This window comes from Peribacillus sp. NPDC097284 (assembly GCF_044761765.1).
GTDB lineage: Bacteria > Bacillota > Bacilli > Bacillales > DSM-1321 > Peribacillus.
In genome coordinates this window covers 112,986-132,145 of the sequence record NZ_JBIWCZ010000002.1, presented here as the reverse complement: position 1 = coordinate 132,145, position 19,160 = coordinate 112,986, and the positions used below count along the sequence as shown (strand labels likewise).

The following is a 19,160-nucleotide window of genomic DNA, read 5'->3' as shown; positions in this document are numbered from 1 at the left end:
GTAAACCGTTCAATAAAAAATATAAATGGGAGCGGCAACTGGGCAACATCCCTTTGGTTTTTATGCAATTTCCTTGTTTTGTAACTCATTTCTTAATTGTTTTCTTGCCCTATACAGATTGATTTTAACCGTCGACTGCTTAATGTCGAGAACCATGGCGATTTCGCGTTCTTTTAACCCGCCATTCACCTTAAGCAATAGTATTTCCCGCTGTTTATGGGATAATTTAAATAAGACGTGGATGATGTCTTCTTTTAATGTCCATAAATCCATGGCATCTTCTACCTCATTTTGACTACAGGACTGACTTTCCAACCAATCCATCATTTCCTGCTGAATCAAATGGCTTCCCCGTTTTTGCTTACGCGAAAAATCAATGGCCGTCCTCGTGGCGATGCAGGCTAACCATGCCCCCATTTTTCTGTCATCCTTGATCGTATTACGTTTAGTATAGGCTTTTATATAGGTTTCCTGAGTAATATCCTCGGCGAGATATGGACATTTGATGATGGATAAAGCAATGTAATAGATTCGCTTATAAAATGAATGATAAACCCTGGTGAAACCTTCAGCTTCATTACAATGTCCTTTCTTCAAATTCATCCTCCCTTTCTATTCATTCAAAGTGGTTTAAAATAAAATCGGGAACATGGTCACCAGAAAAAGTCCTTATCTCAAAATCCCGGCTACCCTTATAATAAAAAACAGCTGTATACTTTCCTTCCCCATAATCCAATTGACTGTTTTCGATGGCCATCTCTATTTCATCAGGCTGATCAATCTTCAACAGAATCGACTGCTTTTCCACTATTTGTTCAATTTCTTCTTCGGACGTACTATATAAATTAAAATCGGTCTTCGTTACAAGAATATGAGAGATATCATTTGCCGTTAATCTTGCCTCTTCAGCTTGTCCCGTTTGTTCCATCCAATTTGTGAAGGCAGGATAAGAAGAGTTCCAATTCATATAGATGGTCTTGTTATTTTCGAGAAGAACTTCAATGTATGCATATTCTCCCCAGGTCTTCGTCATTTGGGCGAGTGTCTGGTTATTCAGGTCTTCCGATAACGCCTGAACCGCTTCCGCAAGCTGCTGTTTATCAGTAATGATTACGGACTTATCCATTTCTCCGGTGGCATTGATTTTCATTTTGGAAACTTCTTCAACCGGTACATGCAACAGCTCATTCACTGTTTGTTTATATTCGCTAGATTCATAGATTTTGGCTAAAAGCGGCATATACGACTCATAATTTTGCAAATGGTACTCCCTCGCTAAATGTCTTCCATTTTCAAGTTCGTATATAAGAAACACGGAGTTTTCAGGATTAGGATCTGCGACGCTCTCCATCTTACCCTTTTCAAGAATCTGCTGATGTAACAAACGTACAGCTGAGATATTTTCTTTTTCTTTTAGATAGATTGAACTCCCTGAATCCTCATCTTCATAATATATAGGTGAATGGTTCCCTATATATATTTGGTTGATCATCTTTTTATCAGGCACCTTTGACTCATACGAAAGCGGATCTAACTTTAGAAGGATGGAAAAAGCGATGACACTCACCATAAAGGTGATGTACCCTTTAAAAGAAAACCGGACCCGCCAAGTCTTTTGCAAGACGAGATCGCCTAAATAATAGCCAATTATGGATCCAATCACATAGCCGAACACGACCCATTCGATTTTCCCGGTTGTTTGACTAAAATAAAAGCCGGAAAAAAGCATCATGCTTATCGTTAAACCATATTTAAATACCGGTTTAATCAAGGGGAACACAAAGGCTTGCGATACATGCTCCAGCTTTCTCCGTTTATAGAGAACCAATGAAAGCCATAGAAATAGGCAGGAGACCAGTGCATAGATTAGTAGCTGAAAGGAGAAAACATTCATTTTTTCCATTTCAGTTGCCGCCAATATAGGGGACATGCTATTCATGTTGGCACTTAAGTAGTATTCGGCAAAAAAACCAACCATCAAAAACTTCACATTCGCCGCTAGTAAGATAAATAGCCCAGCTGGCAACCCAAGCGTTATATAGGTAAGTAAGCCCTGTAGAGCCGATAATCCCGTCACCATTCCAATTAAGACAGCTACAGAGAAAATCACTGTCTCCATGACAAAAGTAATGCCCACCCACGACCAAATATCTGTCAGGCTATACAATTTTTCAACATCTAAGGCTGAGTGGAATAAATACAAGATGAGGCCTGTAAGCAAAATGGGGACAATGATAAAGGAAATCCCCATCCCTATCATATGAACGTATATACTTCTCCTAGTGATCGGTAAACTATGTATAAAATCCGAAGCCTGTTTTACTTGTAAAAATCGAAATAGGAAAATGGCGAGCAATACCGGAATGCTTATGACTAGGACGAATTGAATCATCCCCTGACTGGAAAATAAATTTACAAAGTTCATATATTCATTATTATTATTGAGAATAATCGTTAATATTTCCAAAGGCAGTGCAAAAATGAGGCCGATAAAATAAAGAAACCCAATCCATCCGGTACTTCTAAAAATATAAAATACCAGTTCTTTATTAAACGAGACTATTTTGAATGGCATAGCCGATGTCCCCCATTTCATATATGAAGATCTCTTCCAAAGTGAGGGGCAGGATATCGAATATATCAGGTTGAAACTGGCTGAAATGAGTCTTGATATCAGATTCTTTTCCTTTTAAGATGCAGACGATGACGCTGCCCCTCCTTTCCTTATTCAGGATTTGCATGCCACGGTAAATGCCATATGGAATTTTATTTTTAAAGGCTATTTGAACTTTATGTACATCCGCTTTCAAATCATCCAAATCCTTCTGGATGATGAGCTCCCCTTGATGCAATATCCCCACATGATCTGCTAAATCTTCAATTTCCCGAAGGTTATGGGATGAAATCAAGATCGTCATTTCTCGTTCGGATACATCCTGAATCAGCAACTGTTTCACATTTTTGCGCATGACCGGATCAAGCCCATCAAAGGGTTCATCGAGTATTAAAACTTCTGGCATCGTTGAAAGGGCCAGCCAAAAAGCAACCTGCCTCTGCATTCCCTTAGACAGCTTGTGAATTTTATATTGAAAGGGAATCGCAAACACTTCCTGCAATTGATAAAAACGTTCTTGATTCCATTCACTATAAACATGACTATAAAAACCTGCCATTTGCATGATGGAATAGTTAGCCAAGAAGTAAGGCATATCAGGAAGGAAGAAACATCGATTTTTCACTACCCGGTTTTCAAATACTGGGGATTCATCGATAAGAACTTCACCGCTATCCTGGATCAAATTTCCTGATAGCATTTTCAATAGGGTCGTCTTTCCTGCCCCGTTCGATCCCAACAATCCAAAAATAGATCCTCTTTGTATATCCAAACTAACGTCTTTGATCGCTACTTTTCCTTCATATAACTTACTAACACGCTTGATTTCTATCATGTTTCCCCCCCCTTTGCTATCGAACTTATATCCTTGACCAACCTATAAATTTCTTTTTTTTCGATACCAATATACAGGGCTTCCGCTAACACCCTAGTAAGCTCCGACCTTATCTTCTCTTCCTTTAATGAATTCTTCAATTCCCCGGGGGGTAAAACGAAATTACCTTTTCCTGGTATCGTATATATAAACCCTTCCGCTTCAAGCTGCCTATAAGCTTTTTGAATCGTATTAGGGTTAATGGTCAGTTCCTGAGCCAATATTCTAACGGAAGGCAGCTGGTCATGTTCTTTTAGTACGTCACTGATTATAAGCTCTTTGAATTTTTCCATTAATTGTTCATAAATGGGTCTTCTACTTTGTACGTCCAACTCAAACATCATCAGCCCCCTCACTGTAATAAGTGTACTACTTGGCTTAATACAGTTATTATAAAACAACTTATTCCAATTTAATACATTTTTTAAATAAATTATAAATAGATGACCAACTCTCTTTCTTTTGTTTAACAAGTCCAATTAATGGGAACCTATATAATATAACTAAATCAAAAGGAGTTGTTTTTTTGAAACCATTATATACAACTGCAGTTACCGTACACGGTGGACGTGAAGGCCATGTAAAATCGGAGGACGGCATCCTCGATTTTGATGTAAGGTCACCGAAAGAATTAGGTGGTTCTGGTGAAAAGGCAACAAACCCGGAACAGTTATTTGCCGCAGGGTATGCCGCTTGTTTTGGCAGTGCATTGAACCTTGTACTTAGTAAGGAAAAAAAGAAAGTGGATACATCCGTGACTGCGAATGTCACAATCGGGAAAGATGAGACAGATGGCGGTTTCAAATTGGCCGTTAGATTAGATGTTTCCATCCCAGACCTGAGCAAAGAAGAAGCTGAACAATTTGTAAAGAAAGCACACGCAACTTGCCCTTACTCCAAGGCAACTCGCGGGAATATAGACGTTACACCAATCATCGTATAATGAAAAAGGAATGGATGCAGCTTCTAAATCTGCATCCATTCCTTTTTTTATTTCCTATAATATACAACGCGCGCCTTACTCCTTCATTCCTCCTTCTCTCCCTTTCAATAGAGACGTTTTGACAACGTTCTTTTATTTCTTTTAAATGAGGGTAGATACCTAATAACCCATAAATATAATCAAGGAGTGTGCAAATTGAAAGAGTTATTCCTTATAGTCTTTATCATCTTATTCATCCTACTCATTTTTTCCTTTAACAGAAGGAAAAGGGTGGTTCCCATTCTCTCAAATCAACATACACCACTAAAGATTGGACATCGCGGGGCATCGGGATATTGTCCTGAGAATACAATGGCATCCTATTATAAAGCAATAGAGATGGGCGTGGATGTTCTGGAAGTAGATATCCATCTTAGTAAAGATGGGGAACTTATGGTGCATCATGATCCAACTCTCGAGAGGACGACTAACGGTAAGGGAAATCTCAGGGACTATACAGCCGCAGAGTTACTAGAATTGGATGCCGGGAGCTGGTTTCACCCTGATTTTAAAAATGAAAAGATCCCCTTGCTTAGCGAGGTTTTGGAAACTTTTTCGTCTTATGAGATTGGACTATTAATAGAAATTAAACACCCCTCCCTTTACCCCGGTATCGAGAGAAAACTGGCAGAAGAACTCTTGAAAAGTCCGCTTAATTCAAACGTTGAAAATAAAATCATGGTTCATTCTTTTGATATGAACTCCATGAAAACTTTTCACGAACTCTTACCCAAAATTCCAGTCGGTGTACTAATCAATCGGCGAATTTCGGATCAAAAACTAAAAGAGATTTCAGAATTTGCAACTTTTGCGAATCCAAAGCAAACGTTGTTAAACCCGAATCTTAAAACACGAATTCAGAGTCACGGAATGAAAGTATTTACTTGGACAGTCAACAATAAAAAACAGATGCAATCTCTAAAGAAAATGAACTTGGATGGAATCATTTCGGATTTTCCTGACTTTTTTTGAAAGAGAGATAACATTGGATCCCCCCCAAAAAACAATCCGCTTCTGCGGATTGTTTTTTTCAATAGCATTGAAAAGATTGAATTTCATCTTCATCGGTACCATAGTAGGCCCATCGTTTTTGATTGGGTCTCCAGCGGTAACCTGCAACGGTATTCCGACCAACATACGTAGGATAAAGCCAAAATGAGCGGCCATTCCTTAACCAAATATACGTATTTTTATATAAACACCCTCTCATTGCCCCAGCTTCAATTCCGAAAAAACCTACATTTGGAAATTGGGGGATGAATGACGGCGGAGGTACAGTAGGTGGTCCTCCTCCTTGAGGGGGCCTTGGTGGCGGACCTCCTTGAGGTGGTCGTGGCGGTGGACCTCCTTGAGGCGGTCGTGGTGGCGGACCTCCTTGAGGCGGTCGTGGTGGTGGTCCACCTTGAGGCGGACTTGGTGGTGGCGGCTGCCTCTCTTCAAAATTCAGATAGTCAAATTGATTGGGCTCCACTGGAAAACCATTATCCACATATGGGTTAAATGGATTAAGATAGAAATGACTATCAAAATAATTGATGTGCGAATTAAATGGATCGTATAGATTCATCCTTTTTTCACCTCGTTATAAACTTCCCTCTATTCATATGTAGGCTGCAGACCATCCGTGACATGGCTGACTGATATAATTAAAATGATTTTCATTCAGCGTACCCATGAAAAACTAAAATATCCCTCTATTTTCTTTTTAAAAAACATATGATTTTTTCGCATTCTATAACTTGAATCTGGTATAGTGTTCTTACAGATATTAGAATGCGTTTTATACAGCAACTATCCTTATCTAAGAAAAAGAAGGGATTACTATGTGGGAGTTATTATTAGAATTTGATTATCAAACCATCCGCCATGCACTATGGGCAGGGTACTTATTGACCTTCGTCTTCCCTTTTGCGGCGTTTTACTTTATTAATAAAAATCAGACACTCTTAAATGATAAATATCAAGCTTCACTTCACTCAAGCCCTGGTAAATCTCTTGTTTATACAGGTAGCGTTTTTCATCCACTAGGAATACGACGCTTTATCACTTATATTCGCCAAAAGGACTCTCCAGATGATTCTGAAGAGCCAAGCCTCCTTCTCATTGTTTAACCATTAACAATTTGAGGAGGAATATATTTTGAAGAAGAAAAATGTACTATTAATTGGAACACTCTTTCTAATGATCGGCCTTTTATCAGGATGTTCAGCAGCTACTAGCGGACCCTTTCATACTGTAGTAGTCAATCCGATGAACACATTGCTTGAATTTAATGCGGATTTTTTTAACGGGAATTATGGGATAGGCATCATCATGATGACTGTCATCATTCGTCTCATTCTGTTACCATTGAATATCAAGCAATATAAAACACAACGCAACATGAAGACGAAAATGAATGGACTCAAGCCAGAAATGACTGCCATTCAGCAGAAGATTAAAGAAACGAAGGATCCGGCCAAACAGAAGGAACTTCAGCAGGAAATGATGAAACTCTATCAAAAACATGGTGTCAATCCTTTAAATATGGGTTGCCTGCCCCTTTTGATCCAGATGCCAATTCTAATGGGTGTGTATTATGCGATTCAAGGATCTCATGAAATTGCTACCCATAACTTCCTTTGGTTCAGCCTTGGGGGGCCTAACATCGCCATGGCACTCATTGCCGGAGTCATTTACTATTTCCAATCTGTGATTTCCATGAGGCAAATGCCGGAAGATCAACAGAAACAAATGAAGATAATGAGTTTGGTCTCACCTGCCATGATCTTGTTCATTTCATTCTCCGCCCCTGCTGCTTTGCCACTATATTGGTCAGTAGGCGGATTATTCATGATTGTACAGACCATTGTACTTCAACGTGTTTATAACAACGAAAAGACTAATGTGCCTGCCGTCAATGAAACCAACGCAAAAAAAAGCTAACCCTATTACTATACCCTGTAGTTCAGACTTTTCAAGGAGTCTGAACTACAGGGTTTTTTATAGGATAAAGGGTAAAAGGCCAAAGAAGATGACCTTTATGTAAGGATCATCTTCCTAAAGCCGCTATTTACCTATTTCCATTCATTTTCTTAGGCAATGCATTTTTTGTAATGGTTTCGAAAAAACGCTCTACATAATTAAAATCGGTGTAAAAAAACAATAGAAGGTCCCCAGGTTGGGATAATTCCCAAGCTTTTAAAAACGCATCCATTTCATTTGGAACAATGACTGCCTGTTCACCGGTCAAACCTCTTTTAAACGCCGCTTCCTGAATCAGTTCAGCTACTTCTAAAGGGTTTCTGCCTCGCAAATCATCGTCCTCTTTAATAATGAACAAATCCGTCTGTAAAGCCACGATATTTGCCAGGCTAATGATTTCTTCATTTATTCGATCGCCTGGTCCCGCCAAAACAGTAATGAGTCGATTTCTATGATACGCACTAACGGTATCGAAAATGGCTTTTAGTCCTGCTGCATTATGAGCATAGTCAATGAGAATGGTCCTTTCATTGACCTTTTTCAAGTTAAATCTTCCTTTGGATAGATTTCCATCTGGCATGAATGTCATAGCCTTCTTTCGTAATTCATCGATAGAAATGCCTTGTGTCGAGGCTGCCGCTAAAGCTTGGAGCAAATTGGATACGTTATGGCGGGCCTTACCCTTAATCGTGATGGGTACTTCCTCACATTCCATGAAACGTTTTACTCCTCCGTTTTCCACATAATTGATTATTCCTTGTTCATCCACAAACCAAGCCCTTTTTCTTTCTTTAATCGCTGCCATTATGACGGGATGATTGGCTTGAGTAGAGGTATAAATCACTTCCCCGTCTGTATATTCGTTCATGGCCACTACATAAGGGTCATCCGCGTTCAACACACAATATCCATTTTCGAGAACAACCTCCGCTACCAGTCGCTTTAATTTAACTAGGTCCTCCAGCGTTTCAATTCCATCACGACCAAGATGATCCTCACTCACATTGGTAATAACCCCTACGTCGCACCTACGAAAAGCAAGCCCTTCCCTTAAAATCCCACCTCTTGCTGTCTCCAATACGGCTGTATCTACTTCTGGATGGGATAAGACCATTCTTGCACTTATTGGCCCACTGCAATCCCCTTGATCGAGAACCTCTTGTCCCACATATACCCCGTCGGAATTCGTCATTCCGACTTTATTCCGATCATTAGAAAGAAAATAATGTATCATTCTGGTCGTTGTGGTTTTTCCGTTTGTCCCCGTTACTGCGATAATCGGGATGGCCGCTTCTTCTCGGCTAGGAAATAGATAATCGACAATTGCCTTGCCCACATCTCTTTTTTTGCCTTCACTTGGATAATGATGCATCCGAATCCCCGGTGCTGCATTCACTTCTATGATGGCCATTTTTGTGTAATCGAATGGTTTCGAAATGTCGTGGCAAATAAAGTCTATGCCCGCTACATCCAGATTAATCGCATTTGCAGCACCTATAGCCACTTTCCTTATAGTCGGGTGAACCTGTTCCGTTACATCGATTGCCTTCCCTCCAGTTGAAAGGTTTGCATTTCCGACCACTTGGATTACCTCGCCTTTTTTCGGAATGCTCCCCAGGTTCCTGTTCTGTTTTTCCAAATAACACGTTACCGTATGTGTAAGGGGGATTTTGGACATCGGTTTTTCATGGCCCTCTCCCCTCAACGGATTCTGGTTTTCCTTCTCTATCAAGTTGCGTATAGTCTCCCTCCCATTCCCGATGACGTAAGGTGGTAGCCGGAGACTAGCGGCAGCAAGCTTTCCATCTACGACTAATAAGCGATAATCATGTCCTTCAAAATGGCGTTCCACAATGTACTTCTGTACGTGGGATTCCAAGCAATGAGCGACATTAAATAATTCATCTTTATTTTTAATATGGGTAATGACCCCTTGGCCCTGCCGCCCGTTAAAAGGTTTAAGGACGAGTGGAAAACCAAGTCTATCCGCTGAATCAAATATTTCCTCAATCGAATGCGCGACTTCGCCTTCCGGTACGGGAAGGCCACAGCCTTTCAGAATTTCCTTCGTCATCGATTTATCACAGGCATTCTCTACGGCTATATTGGAAGTCTGGCTTGTAATCGTCGCCTGGACAAACTTCTGCCTAGAACCAGTCCCTATCCGGACCAAGCTATTTTCCCCAATTCGCTCCACAGGGATATTCCTCGCATGTGCCGCCTGGTAAATGGCCTCTGTACTAGGTCCCAATTTATGTTGGTAATATAAATTGGCTATTTGCTCCACATAGGATTGAACATTGATAGTCTTTTCACGTTTTAAAATGGCTTCCACGATTTCTTTGCTGGAGAGGAATGCCTGAAACCCCGACTTAGGCTCCTTATAATCGTAGGTAACGGAATAAACCCCAGGGTCTTTCATCATAATCGTTTTCCCACGAACAACGTCTATACCAGCCATATTTTGCAGTTCAATCGCCATATGCTCCAATACATGTCCCATCCATGTACCACGGTTCAACCTCTCAGCAAAACCACCCTCGTATCCATGAGAACATGTATGCTTGCCCAGGTCGGGGAGCACCTCCAACAGCCTTTCATTAAAGCCAGGAATCGAATCAGATGGCCTTTCCTCCAGTTCCTCCAAGTCCAATTCAATGCAAATGGTTGGTTTATATGCGAAAAAGTTAGGTCCTTTTAAATAGCGGACTCGATTGATTTTCATGATTGAATCCTCTTCTCCAGCGACAATTTTCTTGTCTTCAAGTCAAATTGATACCCTCTAGTTAAAGCATGTAGACGAAAACCTGAAAGTGTCAGTTCTTCGCTTCCGTTTTCAGCAATCGTAATATTGATATAGTCACTACTACTTCCATCAAGCACCAGAACTTGATTTATTCCATACACTTCAAATTTCCCATCGCTTACTACTATCGCTGTATTTTCATCTATACCAATACCCATGATTTCTTCATTTTCGGCTATCGCACTTAATAACCGATCGAACCGGCCGCGTTGTGAAAAATGCTGGTCAATCAGGAGTCCATCCAAAAATCCGAATCCCTTCCCTATTTCCACCTTCAATTTTTCATCATCCAGTTTCATATCTGCGGCAACAATCATTCGCTTCCCCATAATTGAGGCACCCGCGCTTGTCCCGGCCACGACCATTCCATCATGCCAGGACTTCGAAAGAGTCTGATGCAATCGGGAATCACGGATCAGCTCGGACAATCGACTTTGATTCCCCCCTGTTATGAATACAGCCGAAAAAGAGGCCAATTGTTCACAAATGGCCGGATCCTCTGCATCTCTTTTCGAATTCACCTCGAGAACTTCCACTCGATTTACACCAAGCTCTTTAAAGATGCGGATGTATTCTTTACTAACCTCATCGGGAATTTCGCTAGCAGTCGGTAGGATCCCGATTCCACCTGGTTTTCTCGTTGCAAGCTCCACGAATTTATTCAAAACTTCACCTTCTAGGCATTTATCTTCCGCCCCGCCGATGATCAGTAATTCTCCACAATTCATTTGCCTGTACTCACCTTCACCTATAGATTTAAAAACAAGAATTTGCTTTTTCCATAAACACGTAATCAATAGTATGGTACTTTAGCATAAATTCCATTCATCCAAATAATAAAAACTGTGCAAATCCGTTTAAGTTATAGGCATAAGAGGAAGAGTAATAAAGAGAAAAATAAAAGGAGTGGTGAAGATGAGTCAAGATCAATTAAAAGAAAAAATATTGAATGTGATCAAGGAAAGTAAAATCGGAGTCCTATCAACAGTAGAAAATAATAAGCCCTATTCGCGCTACATGACATTCTTCAACGAGGAATTAACCTTTTATACACCAACAAGCGTAAAGACTGAAAAAATAGATGAAATAGAAAAGAACCCACATGTTCATGTCTTGTTTGGCTATGACAATGAAGGCCTTGGCGATTCATACATTGAAATTTCAGGAACATCGAAAATCAATGATACCGCCGAATTGAAGAAAAAATTATGGAATAAATCCTTTGAACAATGGTTTGAAGGGCCAGAAGATCCAAACTACGTATTATTACAGATCAAACCCGATTCTATTCGACTTATGAATAATAACGGTGAGCCACCAGAAGAACTAAACCTTTAAGTAACCAATTGACCGATAAACATCGTAATTTGACCGATATATTGATAAATGGACCGATATATCTTCAAGTTTGACTGATAAACGAATGGAATCGACCGATAAATATAAAAACCCTCGCTTAAGCGAGGGTTTTTATGTGATCAGACAAGCTCAGATTGTAAATAGTGTGCAACTAGGTTCGCTGTATGCTTCAAAGATGAGAGATGCGTTCTCTCAAATGCATGCGATGCATCAATCCCTGGTCCGATCAAGCCATGAACCACATCGAATCCTGCACGGATTGCTGCTGAGGCATCAGAACCATAGTACGGGTAAATATCGACGCGATAATCGATGTCATTCGCCTTGGCAAGTGAAACCAGATGCTGGCGTAACTTATAATGGTACGGACCGGAAGAATCTTTAGCACAAATGGAAACACTATATTCATCCGTCGTTTGCCCTTCCCCGATTGCGCCCATATCGACAGCTAAGTATTCAACCGTCTTATCAGGAATATTGGAATTACCGCCATATCCGATTTCTTCATTATTTGAAATCAGGAAATGCGTCGTATATGCCAATTCGATTTTCCCCGCTTGAATCTGCTCAATAATATGAAGCAAAATGCCAACACTTGCTTTGTCATCCAAATGTCTAGACTTCAAGAAACCAGTCTTCGTTTCCTCGATCCTTGGTGCGAATGAAACAAAGTCACCAACGGATATGCCCACGGCCTCTGTTTCCTCTTTTGATTTGACGACTGCATCGATACGAACCTCGATTGTCTCTTCATCACGCTTAGCGTCCCCGGCATTTTTGTACACATGTACGGATGTTTGGTTAATCAATATCGTGCCTGTGACAACATCTCCACTTGCGGTATGGATTTCACAGTATTCTCCTTCAACGGAATTCCACCGAAACCCGCCAATCATCGTCAACTTCAGCCGGCCATTTGGCTTAATTTCCTTAACCATGGCTCCCAATGTATCCACATGGGCCGTCAGCAATCGATGACAGCTATCATCTTTACCTTTTAAAGTGGCAAGCAATGCTCCCTTGTTCGTGATTTGGTAGGGGACTTGCTTACTTTCCATGAAGGCTGCCGTATACTTAATGGCCTGTTCCGTATAACCGGATGGACTGGGAATGGATACTAACTCTTTTATGTACGAAACGATTTCTTTTTCATTAACTTGATTCATCAATGACACTCCCTTCTTCTTATATAAAAGTATATCTCTTTCAGTGTTCAAAGAACATATTAAAAGCCATATAAAAAGACCGTCATATGACGGTCCCATACAACCGAAATTTCTTAATCCAGATAACGTCATTAAACTTGCGAACCATGATTACTTTAATTGTCTTTGTTTATTGGACATTTCCTTCATGAATTCCAAGAAGGCAATTCTCTTTTCATCAGGATAGGCTACGATGTCTGCAATGATTTCCTCTTCAAGTGGCTTTAATAGACGACCGACCGATTCCGTAAACAATATTTCAAGTTCCCGCTTTGTTTCATTTGGGTTTCTCACTTCCATCACTATCACCCTTCCAATTACTTACTATTCATATATAACCTTAATTCACCATCTTAAAACCAAAGAATCGGCTGCCAATGGAGGCAGCCGACTTTCTACATTATTTTTTAGCTGATTCTTCTGTCACACCTACATCAAACCATTGATATTGGCGACCTGCCGTATAATCATAACCGGTCACACGTTCATTGACCCCGGTCATTGTATATCGGAATAGAGTTGGGATAAGAGGCACTTCATCATGGATCAATTGTTGCCACTCGTTATAGACATCGACACGGTATTGATCGTCGAACGCTTCCTCCGAAATTCCTTTTGCCAATAGTTCGTCATTCTTGTCATTCACCCAACGAGTATAATTGAATTGTGCTTGTCTTGACCAGATTCCAGATGGATCTGGATCGGAAGCCACACCCCAAGCTGCTTGGTAAATATCAACCTTATCGCTATCTTTTTTCAACATATCATAAAATGAATTGAACTCATGAAGACGTCCATCTAACATTTGTACATCCAGTCCGACTTCCTGCCATTGCTGGATATAATATTTCGTAAGCGGTTCGGCAATATCTCCACCACTCATGGATGCAAAATTAATTTTGAACTCCTTACCATCCGGATCTTCGCGAAGGCCATCGTCATTCGTATCTTTATATCCTGCTTCATCCAATAATTTTTTCGCTTTTTCTGGATCATATTCATATGGCTTTATATCTTTATTGTTATATTTAAAGGTTGGCGTAATAACCGAGTTGGCAGGGAAACGAAGTCCTTTATACATCTTCTCGCCGACCTGTTCGTTGTTGATGGAATAGGCCATCGCCTGGCGAAGTCGTTTATCTTGGAATTTCGGGTTATCCATCACGTTTTCGCCTTTTTTCTTATCATAGTGCCCTAAATTAAAACCGATGTACGTATAAGCCAAATCGACTTTTCCTAAAATCTCGATGTTTTCCAACTTATCGGCTTGATCATAATAATCCGCTGAAACTTCTGCTACATCAACATCCCCGTTTTCCAATGATTTTACAACAACGGATGGGTTGATGACTTTCAATGTGACGCTGTCCAACTTAGGAGCTCCGCGGTAGTAATCTTTATTCGCTTCGAATTCGACCGCTTCACCTTGAACGATTTTCTTCACTTTGAATGGTCCGAAACCTATTGGGTTTTTACGGATTTTATCGGAAGACTCCAAATCACCAATCGCAACATCTTTTAAGTATTCCTTGTGAAGCGGATATGTCCATAGTCCTGTCTTAACCGAAGGATTCGCTTTCTTAAAGGTGAAGCTGATTTTCTTTCCGTCTACCTTGATTCCGGAAATACTGTCTGCCTTACCTTCATGATACTCTTCCATCCCTTCAATCAATGCCATTTGTTCATCATAACGGACTCCCTTGTACTCTTTGCTTCCCATTACGAGATAAGCATATTCCAAGTCGGCCCCCGTTACAGGTTTACCGTCATGCCAATTAACATTGTCTTTGATGGTAAGTGAGACCGTTTTATTATCTTCTGATATTTCATAGGTAGCTGCGCCTTCATTTGTAAATACCCAATCTTCATCGGTATCCAATAAATCTTCATCAAAGAACGTAATAACTTGATTATCCGGATCACCTTGGTAGAAGACTTTATTTAAGATTCCTTCAAATGGCGTATCAGATACCAAACCGTAAGTAAGGTGACCGCCTTCGATTGGTTTCCCTTTATTTGATGTAACCGCCGGGAATTTCGATGCATCCACTTGTTCAACAGCTTTTCCCTTTTTCTCCTTAGTCGACGTATCATCTGAACATGCAGCAAGAAGTAGCGACGATATGGCCAATGCACTTAATACTTTGCTATAATTTTTAATTTTCATGACATACACTCCCCTTTTTTATCCTCTTCTTTGTCTTGCGTCAGCAGCACGTTTCAATGCTTGACCAACAAAATTTATACTCAGCATCAACACTAGAATCATGAGTGATGCGGGTATCCATATCCACCATTTGTTTTCTAAAACATCTGGGTTTCGAGCATAACTTATGAGCGTACCTAAACTCGGTGTGCTCTCTGGAAGACCGAATCCTAAAAAGGTCAAGCTGGATTCTAGGCCAATATTGCCTGCAAGATTCAAAATGAAGTTTACGATGATCAGAGAACTTATATTTGGAAGCACCTGGAAAATAATGATTTTCCAATGTGGAGTACCAAGTGTTTGTGACGCATGAACATAATCCAATTCTCGCTCAGATAATACCTTCGAACGAATGAGCCTTGCCTTACCGGTCCATAAAAACAGCGTCATGATCAAAATGAAAACCGGGACATTAAAAGTAGGCACAATCGTAACGAAAACAATGATGAACATTAACTGTGGCAGCGCAATGACAAAATCTATAATACGCATGATTACATTATCGGTAGCACCGCCAAAATAACCAGCAAGAAGCCCAAAAGTCAATCCGATGATAGCCGTGAATAAAGTAATAAATAAACTAATCGTGAATGAATTCCTTGTACCGATGATGAGTTGTCCAAATACATCCCGTCCACCATAGTCAGTTCCAAGCCAATAGTCCGAAGATGGCTCCATATAGATGGATAGGAAATCGACTTTAGCGATTTCCTTGGCATCCATGAAGAAAGATGCGCCATAAACGAAAAGCAAGATGGCTGCCAGTAGAATCAATGAGCCCATTGCCATTTTATCTTTCTTAATTTCCTGCCAAATGATTTTCATTCCCGAAGGACTCACTTCTTGAACTTGTATGTTATTTCCATTTTCAACTTTCATTTCCATTAGACTCACCCCACTTCCTATTCTATCCGTATACGCGGATCCACCGCGCTAAGTATGATGTCAGAAAGAAGAGTGCCAAGCAAAGTGGCGAATCCTGTCATCATGACAATGGCCGTCACGACACTGAAGTCCCTTAGGCTTACAGAGCTAAGGAATAGCTGGCCTAATCCTGGATAACTGAAAATGGTCTCGATTATGACAGAGCCACCGATTAAACCAGTGATTTCATATCCTAAGAATGCAGCAATCGGTAGGAATGAATTTCTCAAGATATGTCGTGAGTATACTTTCGATTCCGGAACACCTTTCGATCGAGCGGTCCTTACGAAATCCTTAATCTTATTATCTATGATTTCATTTCGCAAATATTGAATGGTACTTGTCGTTGCAATTAAAGCCGTACTTAAAGCTGGCAGGATCAAATGGTTAATCTTACTGACCACATAAGCGAACGTCCCTGAATCCAATTTGGAATCGACGCTTCCACCAGATGGGAACCAATTTAGACCGAACCCGAAAACAAATAGCATAATAAGAGCAAATATGAAAATTGGTGTACCAAAACCTAGATAACTGTAACCGGTAACTCCTTTGTCCATCCACGTATCATTATATCTACCGCTAACTATGCCGAGTGGAATAGCTAGCAAATATGTAAAGATAAGAGTGACGATTGCAAGAAAAACCGTATTCCAAAGCCTGTTTTCAATGACATCCATAACTGGTATTTTGTGCGTATAAGACACTCCGAAGTCCCCTTGGACAGCATTGGATGCCCATCTTACATATTGTTGGTACCAAGGGTCATTCAAGCCCATGTCATCCCTGATTCTTTCAAGCTCAGCCGGATCCGCCCTTGGGTTGCTTATTTCCTGACCTGACAAGGCATCACCTGGCATGGCTTTTGCCATCATGAAAACGATGATGCTCAACAGAAAGAGCTGCGGAATCATGACTAATAGGCGCCTAAGGATAAATTTCCACATTACTTTCCACCTCCTTATTGTATTGCGACTCTATGAGTGGACGAAATTGGCTTTAAATCGTAGGCCCGTCCGTTTTCATCAAAGTATTGGGAATAAGACGTTTCATACTCCGCTGTCAATTTCTTTCTGAGTAGTATTTTTTGCTCACGCACTTCCGGTTCTAGGTCCGGAATGGCCGCTATCAGACGTTTGGTATAGATGTGCTGAGGGTTTTCATAGATTTCCTGGCTTGTGCCCTCTTCTACGATTCTTCCTCGATACATCACGCCCATCCTGTCACACATATGCCTGATTACTCCAAGATCATGGCCGACAAATAAATAGGTCAAGTTAAACTCCTCCTGTAAATCTTGAAGGAAGTTCAATACCTGTGCTTGGACCGATACATCCAGCGCAGACACAGGTTCATCGGCAATGATCAGTTTTGGCTTTAACGTCAAAGATCTCGCAATTCCTATACGCTGACGCTGTCCGCCTGAAAACTCATGTGGATACTTATAAATGGATTCGGGACTTAGACCGACTTTATCCAAGAAGTCCTGAACAATTTTCTTTTCTTCTCCAGGCGACAACTTTTCAAAATTCCTTAACGGCTCGGCAATGATATCGAGAACCCGCTTTTTGGGATTTAAAGAAGAATATGGATCTTGAAAAATCATTTGGATATCTTTTCGGAATGGCTTGATTTCTTTTCTGCTCAACGAAGCTAAATCCCTGCCTTCGAACATGATTTTTCCTGATGTCACCTCATTCAGCTTGACCACAGCTTTACCCGTCGTTGACTTCCCACTTCCTGATTCTCCAACCAAACCGTAGGTCTCACCTTGCTGCAATTCGAATGACACACCATCGACAGCTCTGACATGATCTACTACTCTACGAAAAAAACCGCCCCTTATAGGGAAATGCACTTTTAAATTATCTACCTTGAGTAATGTCATAAGGCGTTGCCTCTCCTTCAGATTGAAAATAAAAATCCTTATAACACGTGCACCTAACATAATGACCTTGACCAACCTCATGCAGGACAGGTGACTCCTCATGGGCCTGTTTGGGGATCCAAGGAATCCGTTCTTGGAATCGGCACCCATTCCTATCCATTTTCGCTATGGAGGGCACGATTCCTTCTATAACGTGCAAACGTTTTTTTTCAGTGGTAGCCGAAGGGATGGAATTTAGCAAAGATCGTGTATAAGGATGCATTGGTTTTTTGAATATATCTTTAACACTGCCAGTCTCGACCACTTGTCCGGCATACATCACGACAATCCGGTCAGCCACTTCGGCCACTACGCTTAAGTCATGAGTAATCAAGATGATTCCCATTTTTGTCTTGCTCTGTATTTCCTTCAACAAATCCAGGATTTGAGCTTGGATCGTCACATCGAGAGCCGTCGTTGGTTCGTCCGCAATGACCAATGCAGGATTACAAGCTATCGCAATCGATATCATGGCCCTTTGGCGCATGCCACCTGAAAGTTCATGAGGGAACTGCTTGTAGGTCCTTTCCGGATAAGGGATGCCAACCTGGGTTAGCAGTTCAATTGTTCTTTTCTTTTTTTCATTGGTTGATAGATTCGTATGATAATCAAGATTTTCCTCAATCTGTTTTCCGACAGTCATCAGGGGATTCAATGCCGTCAGAGGTTCTTGGAATATCATCCCCAATTCCTTACCTCGAACTTTATTCATTTGTGACTCATTAAGGTCAAGTAGATTCTGACCCTTATAATTTATGACACCTTCAGATTTCGTTCGTTGCATATTATGTAATTGGATGATGGAGAGGGCCAGTGCACTCTTACCACAACCTGACTCACCAACCACGGCTACAATTTCATTTTCATTCACCGTAAACGAGACATCGTCCACCGCTGCGTGATATTTATTCTTAATACGAAATGACGTAGTGAGGTTCTCTATTCGTAATATTGTCTTTTCCAACCTGATCCCCCCTAAACTGTTTTACCGATAAAATAAAAATTTTCTGATAATTAAATAAAAGTGTAATCAATTTTTAATTTTAATTCAATATATTTATATCAAATTATAACATTTTTTTAATATATTATAACTTGAGGAATAATTTTTTCCTATAATTTTATTTCTAAAAATTAACTTTATTTCTTTTTATTTACTTGGATAAGGATTCTAAAAGCTTTTGCTCATCACAAAGAATGAAGATATTTTTTTATTTAAAAATAATGAATAATTATCTTATCTTCAAACTGAAATTTTTTATGTATTAGTTCCACTTAATCAACCAATTGGAATATTTT

At 40.3% G+C, this 19,160-nt stretch carries 19 protein-coding genes; 6 read left to right on the top strand and 13 right to left on the bottom strand.

What is annotated here, in order from left to right; translation table 11 throughout:
- Nucleotides 1-60: 60 nt before the first annotated feature.
- The 4 genes from ACIQXU_RS06390 to ACIQXU_RS06375 are packed head-to-tail and all read right to left on the bottom strand — an operon-like array spanning nt 61 to nt 3,829.
- A complete protein-coding gene (locus ACIQXU_RS06390; protein ID WP_402987641.1) occupies nt 61-597 on the bottom strand; it encodes an RNA polymerase sigma factor in 537 nt (178 codons plus the stop codon).
- A 19-nt stretch (nt 598-616) separates the two neighbouring features.
- Nucleotides 617-2,575: a DUF6449 domain-containing protein gene (locus ACIQXU_RS06385; RefSeq protein WP_402987638.1), complete on the bottom strand. Its 1,959-nt coding sequence runs from the start codon at nt 2,573-2,575 to the stop codon at nt 617-619.
- Nucleotides 2,550-3,449, bottom strand: coding sequence for an ABC transporter ATP-binding protein (locus ACIQXU_RS06380; RefSeq protein WP_402867919.1), 900 nt, complete (start codon nt 3,447-3,449; stop codon nt 2,550-2,552). The genes ACIQXU_RS06385 and ACIQXU_RS06380 overlap by 26 nt, the downstream gene beginning before the upstream one ends.
- On the bottom strand, nt 3,446-3,829 hold the full coding sequence (locus tag ACIQXU_RS06375) for a GntR family transcriptional regulator (RefSeq protein WP_402867918.1): 384 nt from the start codon (nt 3,827-3,829) through the stop codon (nt 3,446-3,448). Before ACIQXU_RS06375 ends, ACIQXU_RS06380 begins: the two co-directional genes overlap by 4 nt.
- A gap of 185 nt (nt 3,830-4,014) precedes the next feature.
- On the opposite strand from ACIQXU_RS06375, the gene ACIQXU_RS06370 reads away from it, so the two are divergent.
- From ACIQXU_RS06370 to yidC, 5 genes are all read left to right on the top strand, one after another.
- Nucleotides 4,015-4,431, top strand: a complete 417-nt coding sequence (locus tag ACIQXU_RS06370) for an organic hydroperoxide resistance protein (RefSeq protein WP_402987635.1) — start codon at nt 4,015-4,017, stop codon at nt 4,429-4,431.
- A gap of 195 nt (nt 4,432-4,626) precedes the next feature.
- Nucleotides 4,627-5,442, top strand: coding sequence for a glycerophosphodiester phosphodiesterase (locus tag ACIQXU_RS06365; RefSeq protein WP_402987632.1), 816 nt, complete (start codon nt 4,627-4,629; stop codon nt 5,440-5,442).
- A gap of 309 nt (nt 5,443-5,751) precedes the next feature.
- Entirely contained in the window at nt 5,752-5,970 is a 219-nt protein-coding gene (locus ACIQXU_RS06360) for a hypothetical protein (protein ID WP_402987629.1), read from the top strand.
- A gap of 323 nt (nt 5,971-6,293) precedes the next feature.
- A complete protein-coding gene (locus tag ACIQXU_RS06355) occupies nt 6,294-6,581 on the top strand; it encodes a hypothetical protein (protein WP_402867914.1) in 288 nt (95 codons plus the stop codon).
- A gap of 28 nt (nt 6,582-6,609) precedes the next feature.
- Nucleotides 6,610-7,395, top strand: a complete 786-nt coding sequence (yidC, locus tag ACIQXU_RS06350) for a membrane protein insertase YidC (RefSeq protein WP_402987626.1) — start codon at nt 6,610-6,612, stop codon at nt 7,393-7,395.
- Between the two features lie 127 nt (nt 7,396-7,522).
- On the opposite strand, the gene cphA is transcribed toward yidC, so the two are convergent.
- Together cphA and ACIQXU_RS06340 are read right to left on the bottom strand one after the other, a co-directional pair.
- Complete coding sequence (gene cphA, locus ACIQXU_RS06345; protein ID WP_402987623.1) at nt 7,523-10,159, bottom strand: cyanophycin synthetase; 2,637 nt, start codon at nt 10,157-10,159, stop codon at nt 7,523-7,525.
- Nucleotides 10,156-10,968 carry a cyanophycinase gene (locus ACIQXU_RS06340; RefSeq protein ID WP_402867911.1) on the bottom strand — a complete coding sequence of 271 codons (813 nt, stop codon included), beginning with the start codon at nt 10,966-10,968 and terminating at the stop codon, nt 10,156-10,158. Before ACIQXU_RS06340 ends, cphA begins: the two co-directional genes overlap by 4 nt.
- Nucleotides 10,969-11,155: 187 nt before the next feature.
- Between ACIQXU_RS06340 and ACIQXU_RS06335 the strand changes: the two genes are divergently transcribed.
- Nucleotides 11,156-11,578 carry a pyridoxamine 5'-phosphate oxidase family protein gene (locus ACIQXU_RS06335; RefSeq protein WP_402867910.1) on the top strand — a complete coding sequence of 141 codons (423 nt, stop codon included), beginning with the start codon at nt 11,156-11,158 and terminating at the stop codon, nt 11,576-11,578.
- A 140-nt stretch (nt 11,579-11,718) separates the two neighbouring features.
- Here ACIQXU_RS06335 and ACIQXU_RS06330 read toward each other — a convergent pair whose 3' ends face one another.
- The 7 genes from ACIQXU_RS06330 to ACIQXU_RS06300 form a co-directional block, all read right to left on the bottom strand.
- Nucleotides 11,719-12,765 carry a M42 family metallopeptidase gene (locus tag ACIQXU_RS06330; protein WP_402987620.1) on the bottom strand — a complete coding sequence of 349 codons (1,047 nt, stop codon included), beginning with the start codon at nt 12,763-12,765 and terminating at the stop codon, nt 11,719-11,721.
- A gap of 150 nt (nt 12,766-12,915) precedes the next feature.
- Nucleotides 12,916-13,107, bottom strand: a complete 192-nt coding sequence (locus tag ACIQXU_RS06325; RefSeq protein WP_402987617.1) for a hypothetical protein — start codon at nt 13,105-13,107, stop codon at nt 12,916-12,918.
- A gap of 97 nt (nt 13,108-13,204) precedes the next feature.
- Nucleotides 13,205-14,971 (bottom strand): oligopeptide ABC transporter substrate-binding protein, encoded by a 1,767-nt coding sequence (gene opp4A / locus ACIQXU_RS06320; RefSeq protein WP_402987614.1) that lies wholly within the window; start codon nt 14,969-14,971, stop codon nt 13,205-13,207.
- Between the two features lie 18 nt (nt 14,972-14,989).
- On the bottom strand, nt 14,990-15,889 hold the full coding sequence (locus ACIQXU_RS06315) for an ABC transporter permease (RefSeq protein WP_402988012.1): 900 nt from the start codon (nt 15,887-15,889) through the stop codon (nt 14,990-14,992).
- 23 nt (nt 15,890-15,912) lie between these two features.
- Nucleotides 15,913-16,881: an oligopeptide ABC transporter permease gene (opp4B, locus tag ACIQXU_RS06310; protein ID WP_402867905.1), complete on the bottom strand. Its 969-nt coding sequence runs from the start codon at nt 16,879-16,881 to the stop codon at nt 15,913-15,915.
- A gap of 14 nt (nt 16,882-16,895) precedes the next feature.
- Nucleotides 16,896-17,822, bottom strand: a complete 927-nt coding sequence (locus tag ACIQXU_RS06305) for an ABC transporter ATP-binding protein (protein ID WP_402956014.1) — start codon at nt 17,820-17,822, stop codon at nt 16,896-16,898.
- A complete protein-coding gene (locus tag ACIQXU_RS06300) occupies nt 17,800-18,825 on the bottom strand; it encodes an ABC transporter ATP-binding protein (protein ID WP_402987612.1) in 1,026 nt (341 codons plus the stop codon). Before ACIQXU_RS06300 ends, ACIQXU_RS06305 begins: the two co-directional genes overlap by 23 nt.
- Between the last annotated feature and the right edge of the window lie 335 nt (nt 18,826-19,160).